This is a genomic window from Pseudomonas sp. 37 R 15 (assembly GCF_900004865.1).
In the GTDB taxonomy this organism is placed as follows: domain Bacteria; phylum Pseudomonadota; class Gammaproteobacteria; order Pseudomonadales; family Pseudomonadaceae; genus Aquipseudomonas; species Aquipseudomonas fluorescens_AM.
The window spans coordinates 142,967-163,748 of the sequence record NZ_CVTV01000061.1; the positions used below are offsets into that span (position 1 = coordinate 142,967).

A 20,782-nucleotide genomic window follows, 5' to 3' on the forward strand; every position below is an offset into this window, starting at 1 on the left:
CATGACAGTCGCGAGACACACACTATGCGCACCGAGGGATTAACAAAAATCAATAATTATTGGGTTGTGTATAAGTAAAGACTTATAGTTAGCAGGACAATGGGTATAGCGGGAATTATTTGATGCGTAAGTCATTGATGCGTATGACATTGCGTCAGCTGCAGATTTTCAATGAAGTGTGTGATTTGCGCTCCTACAGCCGTGCAGCCGAGGAAATGTCCCTTACCCAACCGGCCGTCAGCCTGCAAATTCGCCAACTCGAAGAGCTGATCGGCCAGCCGCTGTTCGACTATGTCGGCAAAAAGCTCTACATGACCGAGGCCGCCGAAGCCCTCCAACGGGCCAGCCGGGATATCTTCGGACGCCTGGAAAACCTCGATATGCAACTCTCGGACATGCAGGGCTCACTGCAGGGCCAATTGAAGCTGGCGGTGGAGTCCAGCGCCAAATACTTCGTGCCGCACCTGTTCGCCGCTTTCAAGCGCCAGCACCCGGAGGTTCAATTGCACCTGACCGTGGTCAATCGCGCCCAGGTGATCCGCCGACTCTCGGACAACCGCGACGACCTGGTGATCATGTCCATGGTGCCTCAGGACATGGGCCTGGAATTTCTGCCGTTTCTCAACAATCCGATTGTCGCCGTGGCGCTGCCGGATCATCCGCTGAGCCTGCAAGGGCCGCTGCGCCTGCAGGATCTGGAACCCTACACCCTGCTCATCCGCGAACCGGGCTCCGGCACACGACTGGCGTGCGAAGAGTACTTCAAGGAAAAACGCGTGCACTTCACCCAGACCGTGGAAGTGGCGTCGGCCGAGGCGCAGCGTGAGTGCGTGGTCGCAGGTTTGGGCGTGGCCCTGCTGACGCGCCACGCCTTGAACCTGGAACTGGCCACCGGCGGGCTCAAGGAGCTGGCGGTGGAAGAACTGCCGCTGTACCGCAGTTGGTGCCTGGTGCAAGCCAAAGCCAAGCGGCTGTCACCGGTGGCCCATGCGTTCCTGGGCTTTATTCGCAGCGAACGGGTACAGATCAGCGCGCTGGCTGAGCGCTTCGCTGGGCAGCCAAGGGCGCCTGCCAATGCAGTTCCGGGTAATCACTGATGCTCTGGAGCAGTTGGCGCTGGTCGCAGCGGTCTTCGATTGCGCGACGGAACGCCATGCGGCGCTGGTCTTCCTGCTGACGACGGGTCTTGACGGTGCTGTTGCTGTCTTCGTAGGTCCGGGCCATTTGGAGTCTCCCAATGCGAGTACGTGGGAGTACAGAATGGGCGCGGGGGATGACGGGGCGATGACAACCTGATGAAGATTCTGGACACACATGAGAACCCAATGTGGGAGGGGGCTTGCCCCCGATGGCGGCGGGTCAGTCAATGAATCGGGTGACTGACACTGCGCTATCGGGGGCAAGCCCCCTCCCACATTTCGACCAAGTATGGCCCTTGAATCAGTCGTCGAGGGCTTTGACCGACTTGGGCGACAACCGCAGGCTGCGCAAACTGCGCTTCACGCTCTTGAGGTGGTTGACCAGGCTCGGCCCACGGGCCATGGCGACCCCCATCGCCAAAACGTCGATCACCACAAGGTGAGCGATGCGCGAGGTCAGCGGCGTGTAGATCTCGGTGTCTTCATGCACGTCGATCGCCAGGTTCACCGTGGACAACTCCGCCAACGGCGTCTGGCTCGGGCACAGGGTGATCAGCGAGGCGCCGCTTTCACGCACCAGGTTGGCCGTGATAAGCAGGTCTTTGGAGCGACCGGACTGGGAAATACAGATGGCCACGTCGGTAGGCTTCAAGGTCACCGCCGACATCGCCTGCATGTGCGGGTCGCTGTAGGCCGCCGCCGTGAGCAGCAGGCGGAAGAATTTGTGCTGGGCGTCGGCCGCCACCGCGCCGGAAGCACCAAAGCCATAGAACTCTACGCGCTGGGCCTGGGACATGGCGGTCACGGCCTTTTGCAGCTCCACCGGGTCGAGCTTCTCGCGCACTTCCATCAGGGTGTGCAAGGTGGTGTCGAAGATTTTCAGGCTGTAGTCGGCGACGGAATCGTCTTCATGGATCGCAAACTGGCCGAAACTCGCCCCGGCGGCCAGGCTTTGCGCCAACTTGAGCTTCAAGTCCTGAAACCCGGAGCAACCGATGGCGCGGCAGAAGCGCACGATGGTCGGCTCGCTGATGCCCACGCTGTGGGCCAGGTCAGCCATGGAACTGTGCATCACGGCCGCAGGGTCAAGCAGCACGTGATCGGCAACCTTGAGTTCCGATTTGCGTAACAGGTGGCGCGACTGGGCGATATGTTGCAACAGGTTCAAAGGGCAGGACTCTTGTTATTGGCAGACGCCAGGGATGTAGCAAGCTTGTAGTTATACTACAAGAATTGCCGTTTTGCCCGCCTGATGCAGCACTAAATCGCCCCGCCCCCCACTGAAATTAAGGGTAGAGGCTTTGTAGCCACAGGGGCTGCCCCCGAGTCGTTAAGGAAATTCCGGATTTTTCCGTAACAAATCTGCCAGCCCCTCGGCGTGCATCGGTCGGCTGATCAGATAGCCCTGTACCTCGTCGCACCCCTCGCTTCGCAGGAAATTCAGTTGCTGCTGATCCTCCACGCCTTCGGCCACCACTTTGAGCGCCAACCCGTGGGCCATGGCAATGATCGCTCGGGTAATGGCGGCGTCCTCACGCCCCTGGCCAAGCCCCCGGATAAAGGTCTGGTCGATCTTCACGTAATCCACCGGAATACGCTTGAGGTAGCTGAGGGATGAATAGCCGGTGCCAAAATCGTCGATGGCCAGCTTCACACCCAGCTCGCGCAACTGCCGGAAGGTAATGATGATGTGCTCGACACTGTCGAGCAGCTGACTTTCGGTCAGTTCCAACTCGAGGTATTGCGGGTCCAGCCCGGTCTCTTCCAACACCTGGCGCACCAGGCTGACCAGCTTGCCCTGGCGTAACTGATGCACCGACAGGTTCACCGACACGCGAATCGGCGCCAGCCCCTGACGCTGCCACTCACAGGCCTGCCAGCAGGCCTTGCGCAACACTGACTCGCCCAACGGCACGATCAGGCCGGTTTCTTCGGCCAGACCGATAAAGTCCCCCGGCGGCACCAGGCCCCATTGCGGGTGTTCCCAGCGCACCAGGGCCTCCACCGCATTGAGCTTGCCGGTGGCCAGGCACAGTTTGGGTTGGTAGAACACCGTGAGCTGGCCTTCGTCGATGGCCTTGCGCAGATGGTTTTCCAGCTGCAGGCGCTCCAGGGTGCTGGCTTGCAGGCTGTCGGTGTAGAACTGGAAATTATTCCCGCCCAGATGCTTGGCGTGCTGCATCGCCATATTCGATTGGCTGACCAGCGCAGAAATTTCCCGCGCATTATCCGGCAGCAGGCTGACGCCCATGGAGGCGCTGACCACCAGCTCATGGCCCTCCACCGTCACCGGCACGCGCAGCTTTGCCAAGAGCCGGGTCGCCACGCGCGCCAGGCTCGACAAGTTGCCATAGGCATCGAACAGCACCGCGAATTCGTCACCGGACAGGCGGGCAATGGTGTCGGCTTCCGGCAGTGCGTTGATCAGCCGCCGTGCCATCTTCTGCAATAGCTGGTCGGCCACTTCATGGCCCAGGCTGTCATTGAGCAGCTTGAAACGGTCGAGGTTGATGTGCAGCAGCGCCAGGCTGCGCCCACCCTGACGCACGCGCTGATGCGCTTCACGCAGCCGTTCACGAAACAGCGAACGATTGGCCAGGCCCGTTAACTCATCGTAATGGGTGAGGTAGCGCATGCGCTCCTCGGACTCGCGTCGCGCGGACAGATCGGCGAAAAAACCGACGATATGACTGACATTGCCGCGAGCATCGCGCACCACGCTCAGTTGCAGCCACTGCGGGTACAGCTCGCCGTTCTTGCGCGTCTCCACCAGTTCCCCTTGCCAGGTGCCGTGGCTGAGCAGCGCCTGGCGAATCACCGGGAAGTGACGCCGGGCATCGCGACTGCTGGGTAACTCCACGACATTGCGCCCGAGCAGGTCGTCGATGTCAAAACCGGTGACACGGCTGAACGCCTGGTTGACCGCAATCAGCACGTAGTTCGGGTCGAGAATCACGATGCCTTCGCTGGCGGCCTCGAACACCGTCGAGGCGAGCCGTTGCTGTTCTTCCAGGGCCTTGCCGGCACTGATGTCGCGGCGCGTGCCGAGCATGCGGATCACCCGCCCACCGGGCGAACGCTCTACCGCGCGCCCACGGTCCTCGATCCACACCCAGTGCCCGTCGCCATGGCGTATCCGGTATTCCACCTGATAGTCCTCGCTGCGGCCTTTGAGGTGCTCCACCAGCGCATGCTTGAGCAGCGGCAGGTCGTCGGGGTGCAGGCGCGGCTTGAGATGACTGAGCATCGCGGTGACGTACTCGGGTTCCAGGCCGAACAGTTCCTTGAGCTGGGTGTGGTGCACCTCATCGGTTTGCAGGTTCCAGTCCCACAGGCCCAGTTCACTGGCTTGCAGCGCCATGGCCAGGCGCGCCTCGCTTTTGTTCAGGGCGAGGCTGGCGGCGTCCAGTTCCTGGCTGCGCAGCGCCATACGGTCTTGCAGGCCGACCTGGGCGTCACGCAAGTCCTGCTCGACCTGGCGACGCTGCTCGACTTCGCGCATCAGCGCCTGGTTCAACTGCTCGCTGCGTTGCCGGGCCTGCTGCAAATGCTCGATCAAGGCCTGGTTCTGGAAGCGTCGCAACAGACCGCGCTGGATCAGGCGGTTGACCTGCCACGCCACCACACTCAACGACGCCAACAGGATCACACCGAGCACGCCCCAGCCCTGTTGCTGCGAGGTGCCGCTGCAGAACAGATACACGATGACCGGCAACAGGCACGGCAAGGCGAAGGACACAAAGGCCCAGAGGCTTACGGCATACGCCACGCTGGCCGACAGCATCGCCGCGCCGATCAGGCCGAACACCCAGGCCTGTTGCATGAAGCTGTCGGTGGGCACCAGGGCGATGGCGGCGATCGACAGGGTCAGGCCGCTGACCGCCGAGCCGAGCATGAACATCCGGCGCCAGACAGGTTGGGCCTGACGGCTGGGCATGGCCGACTCAAAGGCCGCCACCTGGATGACCCGCATCGCCACCAGCGCCAGCAACCAGACCAGCCAGAGGCTGTCGAGCAGGTATTGCGCAGGGTTCCACAGCAGCCAGGCGCACACCAGACCATTGACCAGCATCAACAGGGTCGGCACCAATGAGCCTTGATACAACAGGCGTGTCCGCTCGACCGCCATCTGGGTGGCGTAACGTTTGCGGATAACCTGCGCAGGCGCCGCCGAAGGGCCGAACAGGTCAGTGTCAAAGGTCATAGGCAGTGTTCTTATAATGGTGAGCCCGAACGTCGACGGAGCATACACAAGCAAGCGCTCGGGCCAAACTGCTCCAGATCATAAAAAACGCCCGGCCGTTGGGCGCAAAGCGCTGTTCCAGACAGCTTGAACGAGACGCCACGCGGGCTGTGGCGCATGACTGACCGGTCATCCGCACCCGACAGAATGTTGCCCCGCAGGCGGTTTTCCGTCGGGCGCGTGGCATTGGGGTTTGCCCGTCTTCACCCGGCACCCTAGAATGCGCCGATGCGCGATGATCTCTCCCTTTTGCTGAACTCCCTCAACGATGCCCAACGCCAGGCCGTAGCGGCCCCCGTTGGCCGTCAGTTGGTCCTGGCCGGTGCTGGCTCCGGTAAAACCCGAGTGCTGGTGCACCGTATCGCCTGGTTGATCCAGGTCGAGAACGCGTCGCCCCATTCCATCCTGTCGGTGACGTTCACCAACAAGGCTGCCGCCGAGATGCGCCATCGCATCGAGCAACTGATGGGCATCAGCCCGGCCGGCATGTGGGTCGGCACCTTCCACGGTCTGGCACACCGCCTGTTGCGGGCGCATTGGCAGGAAGCGGGGTTGGCCCAGACTTTCCAGATCCTCGACAGCGACGATCAGCAACGTCTGGTCAAGCGGGTGATCCGCGAGCTGGGCCTCGACGAGCAGCGTTGGCCGGCACGCCAGGCCCAGTGGTTTATCAACGGTCAGAAAGACGAAGGCCTGCGCCCGCAACATATCCAGGCCAGCGGCGATCTGTTCCTGGCCACCATGCGCAGCATCTATGAAGCCTACGAGGCGGCCTGCGCACGCGCCGGCGTGATCGACTTCTCCGAACTGCTGTTGCGTGCCCTCGACCTGTGGCGCGACAACCCCGGCTTGCTGGCCCATTACCAGAAGCGTTTCCGGCACGTTCTGGTGGACGAGTTCCAGGACACCAACGCCGTGCAGTACGCCTGGTTGCGCCTGCTGGCCAAGGGTGGCGACAGCCTGATGGTGGTGGGTGACGACGACCAGTCGATCTACGGCTGGCGCGGCGCGAAGATCGAGAACATCTATCAGTACTCCGAGGACTTCCCGGACGCGGTGACCATCCGCCTTGAGCAGAACTACCGCTCCACCGCCGGGATTCTAAAGGCCGCCAACGCCTTGATCGCCAACAACACCGGGCGCCTGGGCAAAGAGCTGTGGACCGACGGCGGCGAAGGCGAAGCGATCAACCTGTACGCCGCCTTCAACGAACACGATGAAGCGCGCTACGTGGTGGAAAGCATCGAAAGTGCGCTGAAAACCGGCCTTTCGCGCAGCGATATCGCCATTCTTTACCGCTCCAACGCCCAATCCCGGGTATTGGAAGAAGCCTTGTTGCGTGAACGCATCCCGTATCGCATCTACGGTGGCCAGCGCTTCTTCGAGCGTGCGGAAATCAAGAACGCCATGGCCTACCTGCGCTTGCTGGAAGGTCGGGGCAACGACGCGGCGCTGGAGCGGGTAATCAATATCCCGGCCCGTGGCATCGGCGAAAAAACCGTCGAGGCCATTCGCGAACACGCCCGCCATGCCGATGTGTCGATGTGGGAGGCCATGCGCCTGCTCATCGCCAATAAAGGCCTGACAGGCCGCGCAGCCGGCGCACTGGGTGTGTTTGTCGAGTTGATCGAGAACCTTGCGGCCAAGTGCGCGGAGATGCCCCTGCATTTGATGACCCAGACCGTGATCGAACAGTCCGGGCTGATCGCCTACCACGAGGCCGAAAAAGGCGAAAAAGGCCAGGCACGGGTAGAAAACCTCGAGGAACTGGTCAGCGCCGCCCGTGCGTTCGAAAACGCCGAGAACGAAGAGGACCTTACTCCGCTCGCCGCCTTCCTTGGCCATGCTTCGCTGGAGGCCGGGGACGCCCAGGCTGACGAGCATGAAGACAGCATCCAGCTGATGACCTTGCACAGTGCCAAGGGCCTGGAATTCCCGTATGTGTTTCTGGTGGGCATGGAAGAAGGCCTGTTCCCGCACAAGATGAGCCTGGAAGAGCCTGGCCGTCTTGAAGAAGAACGTCGCCTGGCCTACGTGGGTATTACCCGGGCCATGCAGAACCTGGTGATGACCTACGCCGAAACCCGACGCCTGTACGGCAGCGAGACCTACAACAAGGTGTCGCGCTTCGTACGTGAAGTGCCGAAGGGGCTGATCCAGGAAGTGCGCCTGTCCAACAGCGTCAGCCGCCCGTTCGGCGGTGGCCAGCAGCAGAACTCCAGCAACATGTTTGCCGGCTCCGAGATTCCGCAAACCCCGTTCAGCCTGGGCCAGCAGGTCAAGCACGCGATCTTCGGCGAGGGCGTGATCCTCAACTTCGAAGGCGCCGGCGCCCAGGCGCGGGTGCAGGTGAACTTCGCCGAAGGCAGCAAGTGGCTGATGATGGGCTACGCCAAACTTGAGGCTGTCTGAAGTCTTCCCTCCTGTAGGAGCGAGCTTGCTCGCGAAGAACGTCCAGATAACGCGTTCATCCAGAATGCCCGCGTTATCGTTGACGATTTTCGCGAGCAAGCTCGCTCCTACAGAGAACCGTTCAACATGAAGGTTTTTGGCCTACCCTTGTTTTTAGTAAGGGCGGGCCAATATCTGTAATAAGTCCTACAGACCATTCCGAATCAGTCCTACGCAAAAGCCCGAAACATTATGTCGCTAGCCACTGTCACGACACCTGTGCAACATGGCGCGCGTGCAATCCACAAATGGGAATTCCCTTTATGAAACGTTTTCTTAGCATCGCCATGGCGTTGTGCATCGGCTTGACAATGAGCCTTGACGCCAACGCCAAACGCTTCGGCGGCGGCAAGAGCATGGGCTCGGCGCCGACTCACCAGACCAGTCAGATGGCTCCATCCGCCGGTGCCGGCGGTGCTGCAGCGACTGCGGGCGCAGCCGGTGCCGCTGGTGCCGCGGCCAAGGCCGGCGGTGCTTCGCGCTGGTTGGGCCCATTGGCCGGCATCGCCGCCGGTGGCCTGCTCGCGTCCATGTTCATGGGCGGCGGCTTCCAGGGCATGCAGATCTTCGACATCCTGATCCTGGCGGTCATTGCCTTCGTGATCTTCCGCTTTATCGCCGCCCGTCGTCGCAAGCAGCAGGAGCACCTGGCTCCGGCCGGCGCGCCGATGCAGCGTGAAGTGTTCGAGCAAAAACCCGCCATGGGGTCGATCTTCGGCGGTTCGGCAGCCCCTGCTGCCGCCCGTCCGGTAATCAACGCGCCGGCGTGGTTCAACGAAGAGCGTTTCGTCGAAGCGGCCCGCAACCACTTCCAGTCCCTGCAGCAACACTGGGACGCCAACGAAATGGACAAGATCGCCGAGTTCGTGACCCCGCAACTGCTGGAGTTCCTCAAGCGCGAACGTGCTGACCTGGGTGACGGCTTCCAGTCGACCTATATCGACGACCTGCGCGTACAGCTGGAAGGTGTGGATGATCGCGCCGACAAGACCATCGCCACCCTGACCTTCAGCGGCGTGTCGAAGACCTCGCGTTTCGACCAGGGCGAAGTGTTCAGCGAAAGCTGGAACATGGAACGTCCGCAGGGCGAAAACCAGCCATGGCTGGTCGCCGGTATCCGCCAGAACGGCTGAAACCCGCACGCTTAAGCAAGTGGTAACAAAAACCCCGGACATGTTCCGGGGTTTTCTATTTCACGGTTGCACTTATAGCGAGCTACTGTATAAAACGCCCCTATAAAACGCGCCATCTAGCAAGAGGATCCCGGCCGTGGAAGAAATCATCGAACAACTGCGTGAAGCCAACGAACCGGTCCCGGTTCCTTTGGAGCTGCCTGACGAAGACCAACTGGTGGAAATCGAAGAACAACTGTTCATCGACATTCCCTTCGTGTTCCGCGAATTCCTGCTGACCGTCAGCGACGTGGTCTACGGCAGCCTCGAGCCGGTGACCGTCACCGACCCGCAGTCCCACACGTATCTGCCGGACGTTGCCGCCAACGCCTGGGACGCCGGTGTTGACCGCAGCCTGATCCCGATCTGCCAGGACGGCGACGACTACTACTGCGTCGAAGAAGACGGCACCGTGGTGCTGTGGTCCGCCGAGGAAGAACTGGTCCAGGAAGAAACCTGGGAATCGGTGTGGCACTGGGCGCGGGACGTCTGGCTGGAAAGCTGAGCCTCTTGTAGGAGTCGGGCTTGCTCGCGAAAAACCTGGGCGCGACACTGGGTGTCAGGTTTCCCGCGTTATCGTTGACGATCTTCGCGAGCAAGCTCGCTCCTACTGCGTATCCTTGTGGTTATCCTTGTGGTTATCCAGCGTCTCCAGCAAGGCCACCTGCATCCGCGTATGCACGCGGATGAACCAGCGCCAGAGCACGGCCGCCACCGCCGCCGTGACCACCGCAATCAGCACCAGCAACTTGTTGGTCGGCAGAATACTGGCCGACAAGGCTGCCAACAGCAGGAAGATCACCAACAGCGACAGAATGGGGATCAGTTCCGCGATCACCCGCCGCACACGCTGGGTATGCCGCCCGGCCATTTCCGGCTTCACACTCATCTCCGCCAGCAACATCGACAGCGCCTTGAGCTTGCGGTACGCCGCGATCAAAAACGGCAGCGACAACAGCAGTGCCCCACCCCAGATCAACGCCTTCTGCCAACTTTGATCGCTGATCCAGCCTTCCAGATACCCTCCGATGCGCGCCGCGAAAAAGCTGCCGGCGAAGAAGATCGCAATCACCAGCGCCAGGTTCACTCCCACTTGCAGCACGATCTTGCGGATCATCGACGCCAGCATGGCGCCTTCGCCTTGAGGCTGAATACTGCGCAGCCATTCGCCATACATTGCGAATACCCGGCTCATGCGCTGGGGCATCACGGCGGCAATTTTCAATGACAGCGGGTCGGCGCCGCGGATCAGGTAAGGGGTGAGCAACGTCGTTATCGCCGAAACCGCCACCGCCACCGGATACAGAAAGTCGCTGGTGACTTGCAGGGTCATCCCCAGCGCCGCGATGATGAAAGAGAATTCGCCAATCTGTGACAGGCCCATGCCCACCCGCAACGAGGTGCGACCATCATTGCCGGCGATAAACGCGCCCAGCCCGCAAGACAGCATCTTGCCCAGCACCACGGCCACGGTAATGACCGCAATCGGCCAGGCGTACTGCAGCAGGATTTGCGGGTCGATCATCAAGCCGATGGCGACAAAGAAAATCGCGCTGAACATGTCGCGAACCGGTTCGATCAGGCGCTCGATTTTAATCAGTTGGCGTGATTCGGCCATGATCGCGCCGATCAGGAAGGCCCCCAGCACCATGCTGTATTCGAGCTTGACCACCAGCAGGCAGAAGCCGAAACACAGGCCCAGTACCGTAATCAGCAGCATCTCGTTGCTTTCGAACCTGGCCACGTAGGCCAGCAGGCGCGGCACCAGCAAAATACCGATCACCAGCGCAACAATCATGAACAGCGACAGCTTGCCCACGGTGGAAAACACCTCGCCGGAGCTGACCGTGCCGCTGACGGCGATGCTCGACAGCAAGGCAATGATGCCGATCCCCAGGATGTCCTCGACGATCAGCACGCCGAATATCAGCTGGGCGAAACGCTGGTTCTTCATCTTCAGGTCATTGAGCGCCTTGACGATGATGGTGGTTGAGGAAATCGCCAGGATCGCGCCGAGAAACAACGAGTCCATGGTGTTCCAGTCGAACCATTGACCGATCTCGTAGCCGATCCAGATCATCAGGATGATTTCCAGGAACGCCGCGATAAACGCCGTGGCGCCCACCTTGAACAGCTTGCGCAGGCTGAACTCCAGGCCCAGGCAGAACATCAGGAAGATCACCCCGAGTTCGGCCAGGGTCTTGATCGTGTCTTCATCGTGAATCAGGCCGAACGGCGGCGTGTGGGGGCCGATGATGAAACCGGCGACGATGTAGCCCAGCACCACCGGCTGCTTGAGGCGATGAAACAGGATGGTGACCACCCCCGCCACCAGCATGATCACGGCCAAGTCCTGGATAAAGCTGATGGCGTGCATGGCGTGGGGCTCCTTGAAATTGCTGGCGGTTTCCACTTCCCGCGCGCGCAGCCGCTGAAAGAAAAGTCTGCCGTGACCGTAAGAAATGCCCATAGAGGCGCGTTTGAAGGTTAACACTGCGACTTCCGCCGGAAAGCCGGTGCAATATATGGAAACAGATCGGCCCGGGCGTGACGGCAAGCCGCCCACCGGCGTCCCGTTAGGGATGGCTGCAAAGCTCCCAGCACCCGCAGAGGTGCCCTACCCAACCAATGCCTAAACCCGTGAGTGTGCTATGGAACCCGGAAACGCCCAGCTGTCGATGACGGTATTGATGACCCCTGACATGGCCAATTTCTCAGGCAATGTCCACGGCGGCACCCTGCTCAAGTACCTCGACGAAGTGGCGTACGCGTGCGCCAGCCGTTATGCCGGCCGCTATGTGGTCACGCTGTCGGTGGACCAGGTGATTTTCCGCGAGCCGATCCATGTCGGCGAACTGGTGACCTTTCTCGCGTCGGTCAACTACACCGGCAACACCTCGATGGAAGTGGGCATCAAGGTAGTGACCGAGAACATTCGCGAGCGCTCGGTGCGTCATACCAACAGTTGCTTCTTCACCATGGTAGCGGTGGACGACCAGCGCAAACCGGCCGCCGTCCCCCCCTTGCAGCCGCAGAACAGCGAAGACAAGCGCCGCTTCGTGCAGGCCCAGCAGCGTCGGCAGATTCGCCAGGAACTGGAAAAGCGTTACCAGGAAATCAAGGCCGACGCGCCCTGAGTCCAGATCTGCGAACCCAATCAAATGTGGGAGGGGGCTTGCCCCCGATAGCGGTGTTTCAGCCAAACAGATGGCGGCTGATATATCGCAATCGGGGGCAAGCCCCCTCCCACATGGGTTTGTATTTACAGGCTGATCGGCGTCGCCTCAAAGCGTACGCGAGGATGGGCAATACGATCCTGCGCCCGCACCAGTTCCAGTTCATAACTGGCGCAGGCCTGGGTCTCCAGCAGCACCTCATGCACCGCCGCCGCTGTGAACTCGAAAGCCGCCACCAGGCTATCGCCCAACAGCACCCGCGCCAGGAACAGCCCCGACGTCAGGTCCCCCACACCCACCGGCTGGCGCGGAAATGCCAGGAGCGGCCTGCGCAAGTGCCAACTGCCCTCGGCCGTCACCAGCAGCATCTCGAAGCCGTCCGGCAGTTTGCCCGGGTAATCCAGATGCTTGACCAGCACCGCCTTCGGCCCGCGCGCCAGCAAGGCCTTGGCCATCGCCAGGCAATCGAACAGCGATTGCGGCTTGCGCCCGGCAAAGCTGTCCAGCTCCAGTTGGTTAGGGCACAGGAAATCCGCCATGGCCGCAGCCTCGTTCAGCAGGAAATCACTGACTTCCTGCGGCACGATGCAGCCCTTTTCCGGATGGCCCATCACCGGGTCGCACAGGTACATCGCCTTGGGATTGAGCGCTTTTATACGCGCCACGCCACTCAGAATGGCGCGCCCCTGATCCGCGCTGCCCAGATAGCCGGACAGCACCGCATCGCAGTTACCCAGCTCGCCGATCGCCGCGATACCTTCCACCAGTGCTGGAATTTGCTGCGGCGCCAGCACTTCGCCCGCCCAGTGGCCATACTGTGTGTGGTTGGAGAACTGCACCGTGTTGAGCGGCCATACATTCACCCCGACCCGCTGCATGGGGAACACGGCGGCGCTGTTTCCGGCATGGCCAAAGACCACATGAGACTGGATCGCAAGCAGATGGGGTGTACGTTTCATGCAGGAGATTTCCATAAAGCCGTTGAAATTCTGGCCGCGCAGTATGCGACTAAACGCAGCCTGTACGACAGACCGGCGACACAGTTAAGCTGCGCTCACTTTGTTGGAGTTCATGGAATGCTGACCCTGGGAAACATGTTCGTGTTGATGCTGCTGGCGACCGGCGCCGCTTGGGTCTGGCACAACCATGGCCTGCGCGAGCGGGCGCTGGAGCGGGTCAAGCAGCACTGCGCCAAGCTCGACATCGAACTGCTCGACGGCGCGGTGGCGTTGAAACGCATCGGTTTCGTGAAGGATGCCAGTGGTCGGCGCCGCCTGGCGCGCGTCTACAATTTCGAGTTCACCGTGACGGGCGAGGCTCGCCACAGCGGCACCATCACCCAATTTGGCGCTCACAGCGCGCAGATCGAACTGGCGCCCTACCCGTTCGAAGCCAAGGAGCCGCTGCCCAGCGCCGAGGTCATCGAACTGAGCCAGTGGCGCCAGGATCACGCCACCAAGAACCGTCAGTAACGGCAGGCGATCACGGCGGCCTGCAATGCCGCCATGTCCTGGGGTGCGCTGAAGATCAGTTCGATACGCGAATCGCGGCGCCATTCGCTGGGCTGCCAGGCCAACGGGCTGTTATCCACAGCATTGGCGGATACCCACGCGTCACGGCTGTGGATAACCAGCTTGGCACGACGCCATTCCAGACCTGTCAGCCACTGCTTCAACCGCTGCGGATCGAATTGCTGGCTCGGGTGCCAGCGCCAGCCGATGCTCCAGCCGTTTTCCTGGGCCTGGCTCAGGCAGATCGGCAGCGCGGGGTCGCTCCAGACCGTCTCTATGTGCGCCAAGCCTTTGGGGGCCACAAAGTTATCCACAGCCCCGCCTGCCTGTGCCGTCAAACCAGGTAACTGCTCAATGGGCAACCGCGCCTGACGCGTCCAATAAACCGCGTTGCCGGGTAATTGCTGCTCAATGGCCTGGCGCTGCAGCGCATCCAGCGTCTCATCCTTGTTCAACACCAGCAGGCCGGCACTGGCCAGCGCCTCCTGCTGCGCCGGCGGCAAAGGTCTGCCCGCTGCCAGGGCCTGAGCGTCCAGCACCAGTACGCAGGGCTGAACCGCCAGTACGTCCTGCCATGGCGCCTGGCTCAGTTGTTTGAGTAACTGCGCCGGATGGCCCAGGCCCGAAGGCTCGATAAACAGCCGATCCGGCTTGGCCTTGCGCAACAACCGACCCAGGCCTACCTGGAACGGCGCACCATTCACACAACACAGGCAGCCACCCGCGACCTCGCCCAGGGCAATGCCATCCTCCTCTTGGGTGAGCAAGGCAGCGTCCAGGCCGATCTGCCCGAACTCGTTGATCAACACCGCCCAACGCTCGTTGGCCGGGCGCTGGGCAAGCAGGTGTTTGATCAGGCTGGTCTTGCCGGCGCCCAAGGGCCCGGCAATCACGTGGGTGGGAATATTCTGCAGCATGGAAGGCATCATTCAGGCCATGTAGAGCGCTTGATCCTACGCGTTTATGCGAGCCAATCCAGCGTGAGAATCAAGCGACGCTCATTGGCCTTCAGGGCGGGCGAGCGGTGAATCAGGCCATGGTGTTCATTGCCGTGCCATTTGGTGCCCTTGAGCAGCGCCACTTCACCGCAGTGGATGTGCTCGATGCGCTCGCTGGGTTCTGCGTCAGGCTGGCTCAACCGGCGGCGGTCCATGACGCCTTCGCGCAGCCACTGGCTGCCAACGCCGGCGTAGGTGGTGATCAGCCGCACAGGCACGTGGTCGACATGAAAACGCGGGCACATGGCCTTGTCCAGCAGGCGCAAACGCACGCCGATGCGCCTGGCGCCAAGCAGGCAGGCGAAGGCGCTGACCAGCCAGGAGACATCGGCGATAAAGCCATCATAACCTTCAAGATCACGGCAACCGGACGCCAGGCCCTGCAAATTCGGCGCGGTATCGTCGTCGCTCAACTCGATGACCAACGCTTCGGCCAGCGGCTCATCGAGCGCCACCAGCAACGCACCGAATTCGGCAATATGCAGCGGTAGTTGGCGCTGCCACAGCGCCAGGTTCACGCCATCTTCCAGGATGTCGGAGAGCGCCAGCGGGGTTTCCCCGCTGGTCTGGCGAATCACGGGGCGCAGGGGAATAACCGGGGCCAGCATCAGGCGGCTGCCTCCTCATACCAGGGGCCAAAGGGATCGACCCACTGACGCCAGCCTTCGACGCCCAGGGCCATTTCTTCGTCAGTGAGCAGGCACTGGTCGAGCTCGGCACGCATCTGCGCGAAATCGATGTTCTGCCCGATAAACACCAGTTCCTGACGGCAATCGCCCGTGCTCGGCTGCCAGTTGCCCATGATTGCGGCAACACTTTCTTCGTCCTGCGGCCATTGGCTTTTCGGCACGAAGCGCCACCAGCGTCCAGCAAAACCATGGCGCATCAAACCACCGGCCTGGGACCAACTGCCGGCGTCCTGGTGTTTGCTGGCCAGCCAGAAGAAGCCTTTGGAACGCAACAGCTTGCCGTTCACCCAGGGGCGGTCGATGAAGTCAAAAAATCGCTGCGGGTGGAAGGGGCGGCGCGCACGGTAAGCGGTGGAGGCAATGCCATACTCTTCGGTTTCCGGCACGTGTTCGCCGCGCAACTCCTGCAACCAGCCCGGGGCCTGGGCGGCCCGTTCGAAATCAAAGCGACCGGTGTTGAGGATTTTGTGCAGCGCCACCTCCCCCATCACCATCGGGATGATGTGCGCCTGGGCATTGAGCCGTTCGAGGATCGCCATCAGCTCTTGGCGCTCGTGACTGCCGATCAAGTCGATCTTGCTGATCAGTATCACGTCGGCGAACTCGATCTGTTCGATCAACAGGTCGGTGATCGAGCGTTCATCCTCTTCCCCCAGGGTTTCTCCGCGTGAGGCCAGGCTTTCTGCGGCTTGATAGTCGAGCAGGAAATTCATGCCGTCGACGACGGTGACCATGGTGTCCAGGCGTGCGATATCCGCCAGGCTTTGCCCGTCTTCATCGCGAAAGGTGAAGGTTTCAGCCACAGGCATCGGTTCGGAGATACCGGTGGATTCGATCAGCAGGTAATCGAACCGACCTTCCCTGGCGAGCTTGCCGACTTCTTCGAGCAAATCTTCACGCAAGGTGCAGCAGATGCAGCCGTTGCTCATCTCAACCAGCTTTTCTTCGGCACGATTGAGAGTGACGTCGCGCTGGACCTCGCTGCCGTCGAGGTTGATTTCGCTCATGTCGTTGACGATCACCGCCACGCGCAGGTGTTCGCGGTTGCGCAGTACGTGGTTGAGCAGGGTGCTTTTACCGGCGCCGAGAAAGCCGGACAACACGGTAACGGGTAGACGATTGGGCATCAGGTCGCTCTCATCAGGCTGCCCGGTCAAGCCAGGCTTTGTTTAATGTTATAGTATAACAATACAAACAAGCCAACCTTCCTTGCTCTGCGTGACGAAGGGCGCGAAGCTTGATCACCTCCCAACCCCAGAGAAACCCGATGAAACGCCTTTGGTACATCCTGCTACTGGCAGCGGCGGGACCTGCCTGTGCCCAATCTCCAAGCCTGTCGGCCCACTGCACGCGCAGCGCCAACCTGCTGGCCTGCGTAGACCCGCTGGGCAATGCCTACAGCGTGGCGACCGTGGGCAGCACCACGTATTTGCGCGGTGTCGAAGTGATCGGTAAACGCTACTGGGCACAAACCAACAGCCGCTATGGGCAGCTGACGTTCTTTACCGGGTTGGCATCGGACGGTGAGGCGTGGGTCGGCTACACGCGGCGCGTGGGCTGGACCACGCTTAACCGCTTCTCCAGTTCCGGTGGAGCCAGCGCCACATTCACCTGCAGCCGAATCACCGGCTGTTAAACCTGGCCTTTCTGCTGCTCCTGCACCCACGCCATGTAGCTGTTCATCGGCGGGTTTTTCTCGAAGTATTTTTTCAGACCGTCGAACAGGCCATCGGCAACCGCCTGTTGATGGCGCGCCGTCACCAGCCGCTGGGCGTCCTGGGTGTTGGAGATAAAGCCGGTCTCGACCAGGATCGACGGCACGTCCGGTGATTTGAGTACCGCAAAGCCGGCCTGCTCCACGCGCTTCTGGTGCAGGCTGGTGATGTTTTGCAGGCTACCCAGCACCGAGCTACCCAGTTGCAGGCTGGAGGCGATGGTCGCGTTCATCGACATGTCGAGAATCACCCCCGCCAGCATCGGGTCCTTGTCCTTGAGGTTGAGTAACGTCGTGGCGCCCAGCAGGTCCGCGCCGTTTTCGCGCTGCGCCATGAAGCGGGCGGTCGCCGAGGTGGCGCCTCCTTCAGACAGCGCATACACCGAGGCGCCCGAGGCGGTAAGCCGAGGTGCGGCGTCGGCATGCACGGAGATGAACATATCGGCTTTGTGCTGACGGGCGATGTCCACGCGCTTGCGCAAAGGCACGAAGAAGTCATCGTTGCGCACCAGCTTCACGTCGAACCCCTTCTCGCGCTTCAAGCGTCTGGCCAGCAACTGAGCGATCGACAGCACCACATCTTTCTCACGCTGGCCTTTGGAGCCGATGGCACCGGGATCCTTGCCGCCGTGACCCGGATCGACCACCACGATGATGTCGCGCCGGGGATGTGTTTTATCCACCGGCGCGATCAAGGGCGCAGGCTCGGCGGCGATTTGACGAGGCGCCAGTGTGGCGCGGGTCAGGTCGAGCACCAGGCGATGGCCCTGGCCCTCCTGGGGTGGCAACAGGAAACTGTTGAGCTGCATCGGCGCAGCCAGGTCCAGCACGATGCGGGTGTCGTTCTGGCCGAAATGCCCGGAGCGGATCGAGGTAATTCCGCTGTTTTTCAGCGCCAACTGGGAGAAGTCACCGCTGAGCCCCGCGCCGCTCAGGTCGATGATCAAGCGCTCCGGGGCGGTCAGTGAAAATGTCTTGTATTGCACCGGGCCGCTGAGGTCGAAGACCAGCCGCAGCTTATCGGCGGAACGCCACAGGCGCGCATTGCGGATCTGCGTGGCGTAAGCCCCCAGCGGCAAGGCGAACAGGGGGCTGAGCAACAGCAGGTTGAGGAGCTGACGTCTGTGCATGACCGATACCGCGAATAAGGGAGCGTCCCTGCTCGACGTGACTGAAGAAAGGCTGGAGCAGAAAATTCATCGTGAACGTTATTGTTATACTATAACATGTCGAATTATTACCAACGATGGACCTGCTTATGAATGCGCTGACTCTGCCGGATATCGCCGCGCAGGCTTCACGCCAAGCCTTGCCCCTCGACTGGGTGGGCATGTGCGGCGTTGCCTTGCCTGTCCTGTTCGATGGCCAACGCCTGGCCGCCACTGCCGATGCGGGTGTGAGCCTGGACGATGGCTCGGCCCGTGGCATTCATATGTCACGCTTGTACCTGGCGCTGGAGATGTTCGACCAACAGCCGCTTACGCCTGCACTTCTGCGTAATGTACTGCAGCGTTTTCTCGACACACATGAAGATTTATCTAATAACGCCTACCTGCGTATTCACACCGAGTTGCTGTTAAAACGCCCTGCCCTGGTCAGCCCTTTGCATGGTTGGAAGCGCTACCCAGTCAGCATCGAGGCGCGTCTGGAAAACCAGATGTTCCACGTGGAACTAAAAATTGACGTGACTTACTCCTCAACCTGCCCATGCTCCGCCGCCCTTGCCAGGCAGTTGATTCAGCAGCAATTTCTGAATGATTTTGCCAACGCGCCATTGCAGCACGCAGACGTGTTGACCTGGCTCGGCAGCGCCAACGGCGTCGTCGCCACACCCCACAGCCAGCGCAGCAGCGCGCAGTTGCACGTGCACCTGCAAGGCAACCAGTTGCCAATCGTTGACTTGATCGACAGGGCCGAAGCAGCCCTCGGCACCGCCGTGCAAACCGCGGTAAAACGTGCCGATGAGCAAGCCTTCGCCCTGGCCAATGGGCAGAACCTGATGTTCTGCGAGGACGCCGCTCGCCGCCTTAACCTCGCCTTGAAACGCTCGGATGCGGTCAAAGCCTTCTACCTCAAAGTGGTCCACGCCGAAAGCCTGCACGCGCACGATGCCGTGGCTGAAAGCCGCTGGACGAGACCTTCCACATGATCACCTGCAATGCGTTGCGCTGGGGCGCTCCGGGCCAACCGCTGACTCCCTCCGTGGATTTCACCCTGGAAAAAGGCAGCCTCACCGGCGTCATCGGCCCCAATGGCTGTGGCAAAAGCAGCCTGCTCAAGGTTATCGCCGGCTTGCAGAAGCCGCTGGCAGGAAAGGTCAGCGTCGATGTTCCACGGCGCGGCGGCCTGGCCTTTCTGCCCCAGCAGCAACACTTGGACCGACAGTTCCCCATCAGCCTGCAAGAACTGGTCGCCGCCGGACTGTGGGGCACTCGGCTCACGCCACCGCAACGCAGCGAGCGCCTGCAGGCCGTGCTGGAAGACTGGTGCCTCAGCGGCCTGGAGCAACGTCCGTTGATGGCCCTGTCCGGCGGGCAACTGCAACGCGCCCTGCTCGCCCGGATGAGCCTGACCGACTCGCCGGTGTTGCTGCTCGACGAACCCCACGCCGCCCTCGATGAGGAAGGCCAGGCGCTGTGCTGGAAACACATCCACGCCTGGCATGACGAGGGCCGCACGCTGATGGTGGTCTGTCATGACCTGGCGTCGGTGCGCCATCACACTCAGAACGTGCTGCACATCAAAAGCACAGGCTGCACGCTGGGCCCGAGTAAAGAGCTGATTCGCCCACAACCGCAATTGCAGGTGGCCTGATGCAGTTTGCCGCCCACTTGTGGATGCCCTTTGTCGATTTCGTGTTCATGCGCCGCGCGCTGATCGGGGGGCTGGTGCTGGCCTGCAGCACGGCGCCGCTGGGGGTGTTCCTGATCCTGCGGCGCATGAGCCTGATCGGTGATGCGGTGGCCCATGGCATTCTGCCCGGCGCCGCCCTGGGCTTCTGGTTCGCCGGGCTGAGCCTGCCCGCGCTGACCATCGGCGGCCTCGGCGCAGGGCTGAGCATGGCGGGGTTATCCGCATGGATCACACGCCGCACCGGCCTGCGTGAAGACGCCAGCCTCGCTGCCATTTACCCCATCTCCCTCGCCGCCGGGGTGTTGATCCTTGGCATCGCCGGCAAGCGCCTGGACCTGTTGCACCTGCTGTTCGGCTCCGCGTTGGCCGTGGATGAAACCACCCTCACCGGCATGCTGTGGGTGACCGGCTTCAGCCTGATTGCCATGGTGCTGATCTATAAACCGCTGCTGCTCGACACACTCGACCCGCTGTTCCTGCAAACCGTCAGCCGCCTCGGCCCGCTCGCCCACGGGCTGTTCCTGACCCTGGTAGTGCTGAACCTGGTAATCGGTTTCCAGGCCATCGGCGCCTTGATGGTGGTGGGTTTGATGATGCTGCCGGCCATCGCCTCACGCTTCTGGAGCCGGCGCCTGCCGGTGCTGATCGCGGTATCGGCAGTGCTGGGATGCCTGTCGGTATGGCTGGGTCTGCTGTTGTCGTTCTATTACTCACTGCCCAGCGGCCCGGCCATCGTGCTGGTGGCGGGCGGCGGGTATTTGCTGTCCGTGGTCTTCGGTCCGGTGCACGGCTTACTGCGCCGCCCGCCCTTGCTGTCATCCCAATGAGGTGTTTTC

Annotated in this window: 19 protein-coding genes; 10 read left to right on the plus strand and 9 right to left on the minus strand. The window is 61.5% G+C overall.

The window, feature by feature from the left end; genetic code table 11:
* The first annotated feature begins 122 nt into the window (after window positions 1–122).
* Window positions 123–1,097 (plus strand): LysR family transcriptional regulator, encoded by a 975-nt coding sequence (locus BFQ04_RS26375; RefSeq protein ID WP_065953301.1) that lies wholly within the window; start codon window positions 123–125, stop codon window positions 1,095–1,097.
* Here BFQ04_RS26375 and BFQ04_RS29040 read toward each other — a convergent pair.
* The 3 genes from BFQ04_RS29040 to BFQ04_RS26390 form a co-directional block, all read right to left on the minus strand.
* On the minus strand, window positions 1,027–1,224 hold the full coding sequence (locus BFQ04_RS29040) for a PA3496 family putative envelope integrity protein (protein WP_083218075.1): 198 nt from the start codon (window positions 1,222–1,224) through the stop codon (window positions 1,027–1,029). The genes BFQ04_RS26375 and BFQ04_RS29040 overlap by 71 nt on opposite strands.
* Before the next feature lie 216 nt (window positions 1,225–1,440).
* Window positions 1,441–2,307, minus strand: coding sequence for a transcriptional regulator HexR (hexR, locus tag BFQ04_RS26385; RefSeq protein WP_003177007.1), 867 nt, complete (start codon window positions 2,305–2,307; stop codon window positions 1,441–1,443).
* 162 nt (window positions 2,308–2,469) lie between these two features.
* Window positions 2,470–5,343, minus strand: a complete 2,874-nt coding sequence (locus BFQ04_RS26390; protein WP_065953303.1) for a GGDEF domain-containing phosphodiesterase — start codon at window positions 5,341–5,343, stop codon at window positions 2,470–2,472.
* Between the two features lie 267 nt (window positions 5,344–5,610).
* On the opposite strand from BFQ04_RS26390, the gene uvrD reads away from it, so the two are divergent.
* From uvrD to BFQ04_RS26405, 3 genes are all read left to right on the plus strand, one after another.
* Entirely contained in the window at window positions 5,611–7,794 is a 2,184-nt protein-coding gene (gene uvrD / locus BFQ04_RS26395) for a DNA helicase II (RefSeq protein ID WP_065953304.1), read from the plus strand.
* Between the two features lie 302 nt (window positions 7,795–8,096).
* Entirely contained in the window at window positions 8,097–8,966 is an 870-nt protein-coding gene (locus BFQ04_RS26400) for a Tim44 domain-containing protein (protein ID WP_065953305.1), read from the plus strand.
* A gap of 136 nt (window positions 8,967–9,102) precedes the next feature.
* The gene (locus BFQ04_RS26405; protein ID WP_003195742.1) at window positions 9,103–9,510 is read left to right on the plus strand and encodes an SMI1/KNR4 family protein; all 408 of its coding nucleotides are present in this window, start codon (window positions 9,103–9,105) and stop codon (window positions 9,508–9,510) included.
* Window positions 9,511–9,612: 102 nt separating this feature from the next.
* On the opposite strand, the gene BFQ04_RS26410 is transcribed toward BFQ04_RS26405, so the two are convergent.
* Complete coding sequence (locus BFQ04_RS26410; protein ID WP_065953429.1) at window positions 9,613–11,382, minus strand: cation:proton antiporter; 1,770 nt, start codon at window positions 11,380–11,382, stop codon at window positions 9,613–9,615.
* A 274-nt stretch (window positions 11,383–11,656) separates the two neighbouring features.
* Between BFQ04_RS26410 and BFQ04_RS26415 the strand changes: the two genes are divergently transcribed.
* Window positions 11,657–12,142, plus strand: a complete 486-nt coding sequence (locus BFQ04_RS26415; RefSeq protein WP_053258732.1) for an acyl-CoA thioesterase — start codon at window positions 11,657–11,659, stop codon at window positions 12,140–12,142.
* 125 nt (window positions 12,143–12,267) lie between these two features.
* On the opposite strand, the gene pdxY is transcribed toward BFQ04_RS26415, so the two are convergent.
* Complete coding sequence (pdxY, locus tag BFQ04_RS26420) at window positions 12,268–13,140, minus strand: pyridoxal kinase PdxY (RefSeq protein ID WP_065953306.1); 873 nt, start codon at window positions 13,138–13,140, stop codon at window positions 12,268–12,270.
* A gap of 117 nt (window positions 13,141–13,257) precedes the next feature.
* Between pdxY and BFQ04_RS26425 the strand changes: the two genes are divergently transcribed.
* Window positions 13,258–13,653 (plus strand): DUF3301 domain-containing protein, encoded by a 396-nt coding sequence (locus BFQ04_RS26425; RefSeq protein ID WP_057726057.1) that lies wholly within the window; start codon window positions 13,258–13,260, stop codon window positions 13,651–13,653.
* Here BFQ04_RS26425 and BFQ04_RS26430 read toward each other — a convergent pair.
* From BFQ04_RS26430 to zigA, 3 genes are read right to left on the minus strand one after another with little or no spacing between them, the layout of a single operon-like run.
* Window positions 13,647–14,609, minus strand: coding sequence for a CobW family GTP-binding protein (locus BFQ04_RS26430; RefSeq protein ID WP_065953307.1), 963 nt, complete (start codon window positions 14,607–14,609; stop codon window positions 13,647–13,649). The two genes, BFQ04_RS26425 and BFQ04_RS26430, sit on opposite strands and share 7 nt — an antisense overlap.
* A gap of 44 nt (window positions 14,610–14,653) precedes the next feature.
* The gene (locus BFQ04_RS26435; protein ID WP_065953308.1) at window positions 14,654–15,298 is read right to left on the minus strand and encodes a DUF1826 domain-containing protein; all 645 of its coding nucleotides are present in this window, start codon (window positions 15,296–15,298) and stop codon (window positions 14,654–14,656) included.
* Entirely contained in the window at window positions 15,298–16,506 is a 1,209-nt protein-coding gene (zigA, locus tag BFQ04_RS26440) for a zinc metallochaperone GTPase ZigA (RefSeq protein WP_065953309.1), read from the minus strand. Before zigA ends, BFQ04_RS26435 begins: the two co-directional genes overlap by 1 nt.
* 140 nt (window positions 16,507–16,646) lie before the next feature.
* On the opposite strand from zigA, the gene BFQ04_RS26445 reads away from it, so the two are divergent.
* A complete protein-coding gene (locus tag BFQ04_RS26445) occupies window positions 16,647–17,015 on the plus strand; it encodes a glutamine synthetase (RefSeq protein ID WP_065953310.1) in 369 nt (122 codons plus the stop codon).
* On the opposite strand, the gene BFQ04_RS26450 is transcribed toward BFQ04_RS26445, so the two are convergent.
* The gene (locus tag BFQ04_RS26450; RefSeq protein ID WP_065953311.1) at window positions 17,012–18,223 is read right to left on the minus strand and encodes an N-acetylmuramoyl-L-alanine amidase; all 1,212 of its coding nucleotides are present in this window, start codon (window positions 18,221–18,223) and stop codon (window positions 17,012–17,014) included. The two genes, BFQ04_RS26445 and BFQ04_RS26450, sit on opposite strands and share 4 nt — an antisense overlap.
* Before the next feature lie 128 nt (window positions 18,224–18,351).
* On the opposite strand from BFQ04_RS26450, the gene folE2 reads away from it, so the two are divergent.
* Genes folE2 through BFQ04_RS26465 form a run of 3 tightly spaced genes read left to right on the plus strand, consistent with a single transcriptional unit; the run spans window position 18,352 to window position 20,773 of the window.
* The gene (gene folE2 / locus BFQ04_RS26455; protein WP_065953312.1) at window positions 18,352–19,242 is read left to right on the plus strand and encodes a GTP cyclohydrolase FolE2; all 891 of its coding nucleotides are present in this window, start codon (window positions 18,352–18,354) and stop codon (window positions 19,240–19,242) included.
* Entirely contained in the window at window positions 19,239–19,907 is a 669-nt protein-coding gene (locus BFQ04_RS26460; protein ID WP_065953313.1) for a metal ABC transporter ATP-binding protein, read from the plus strand. Before folE2 ends, BFQ04_RS26460 begins: the two co-directional genes overlap by 4 nt.
* Window positions 19,907–20,773, plus strand: a complete 867-nt coding sequence (locus BFQ04_RS26465; RefSeq protein ID WP_065953314.1) for a metal ABC transporter permease — start codon at window positions 19,907–19,909, stop codon at window positions 20,771–20,773. The genes BFQ04_RS26460 and BFQ04_RS26465 overlap by 1 nt, the downstream gene beginning before the upstream one ends.
* The last annotated feature ends 9 nt before the right edge of the window (window positions 20,774–20,782 follow it).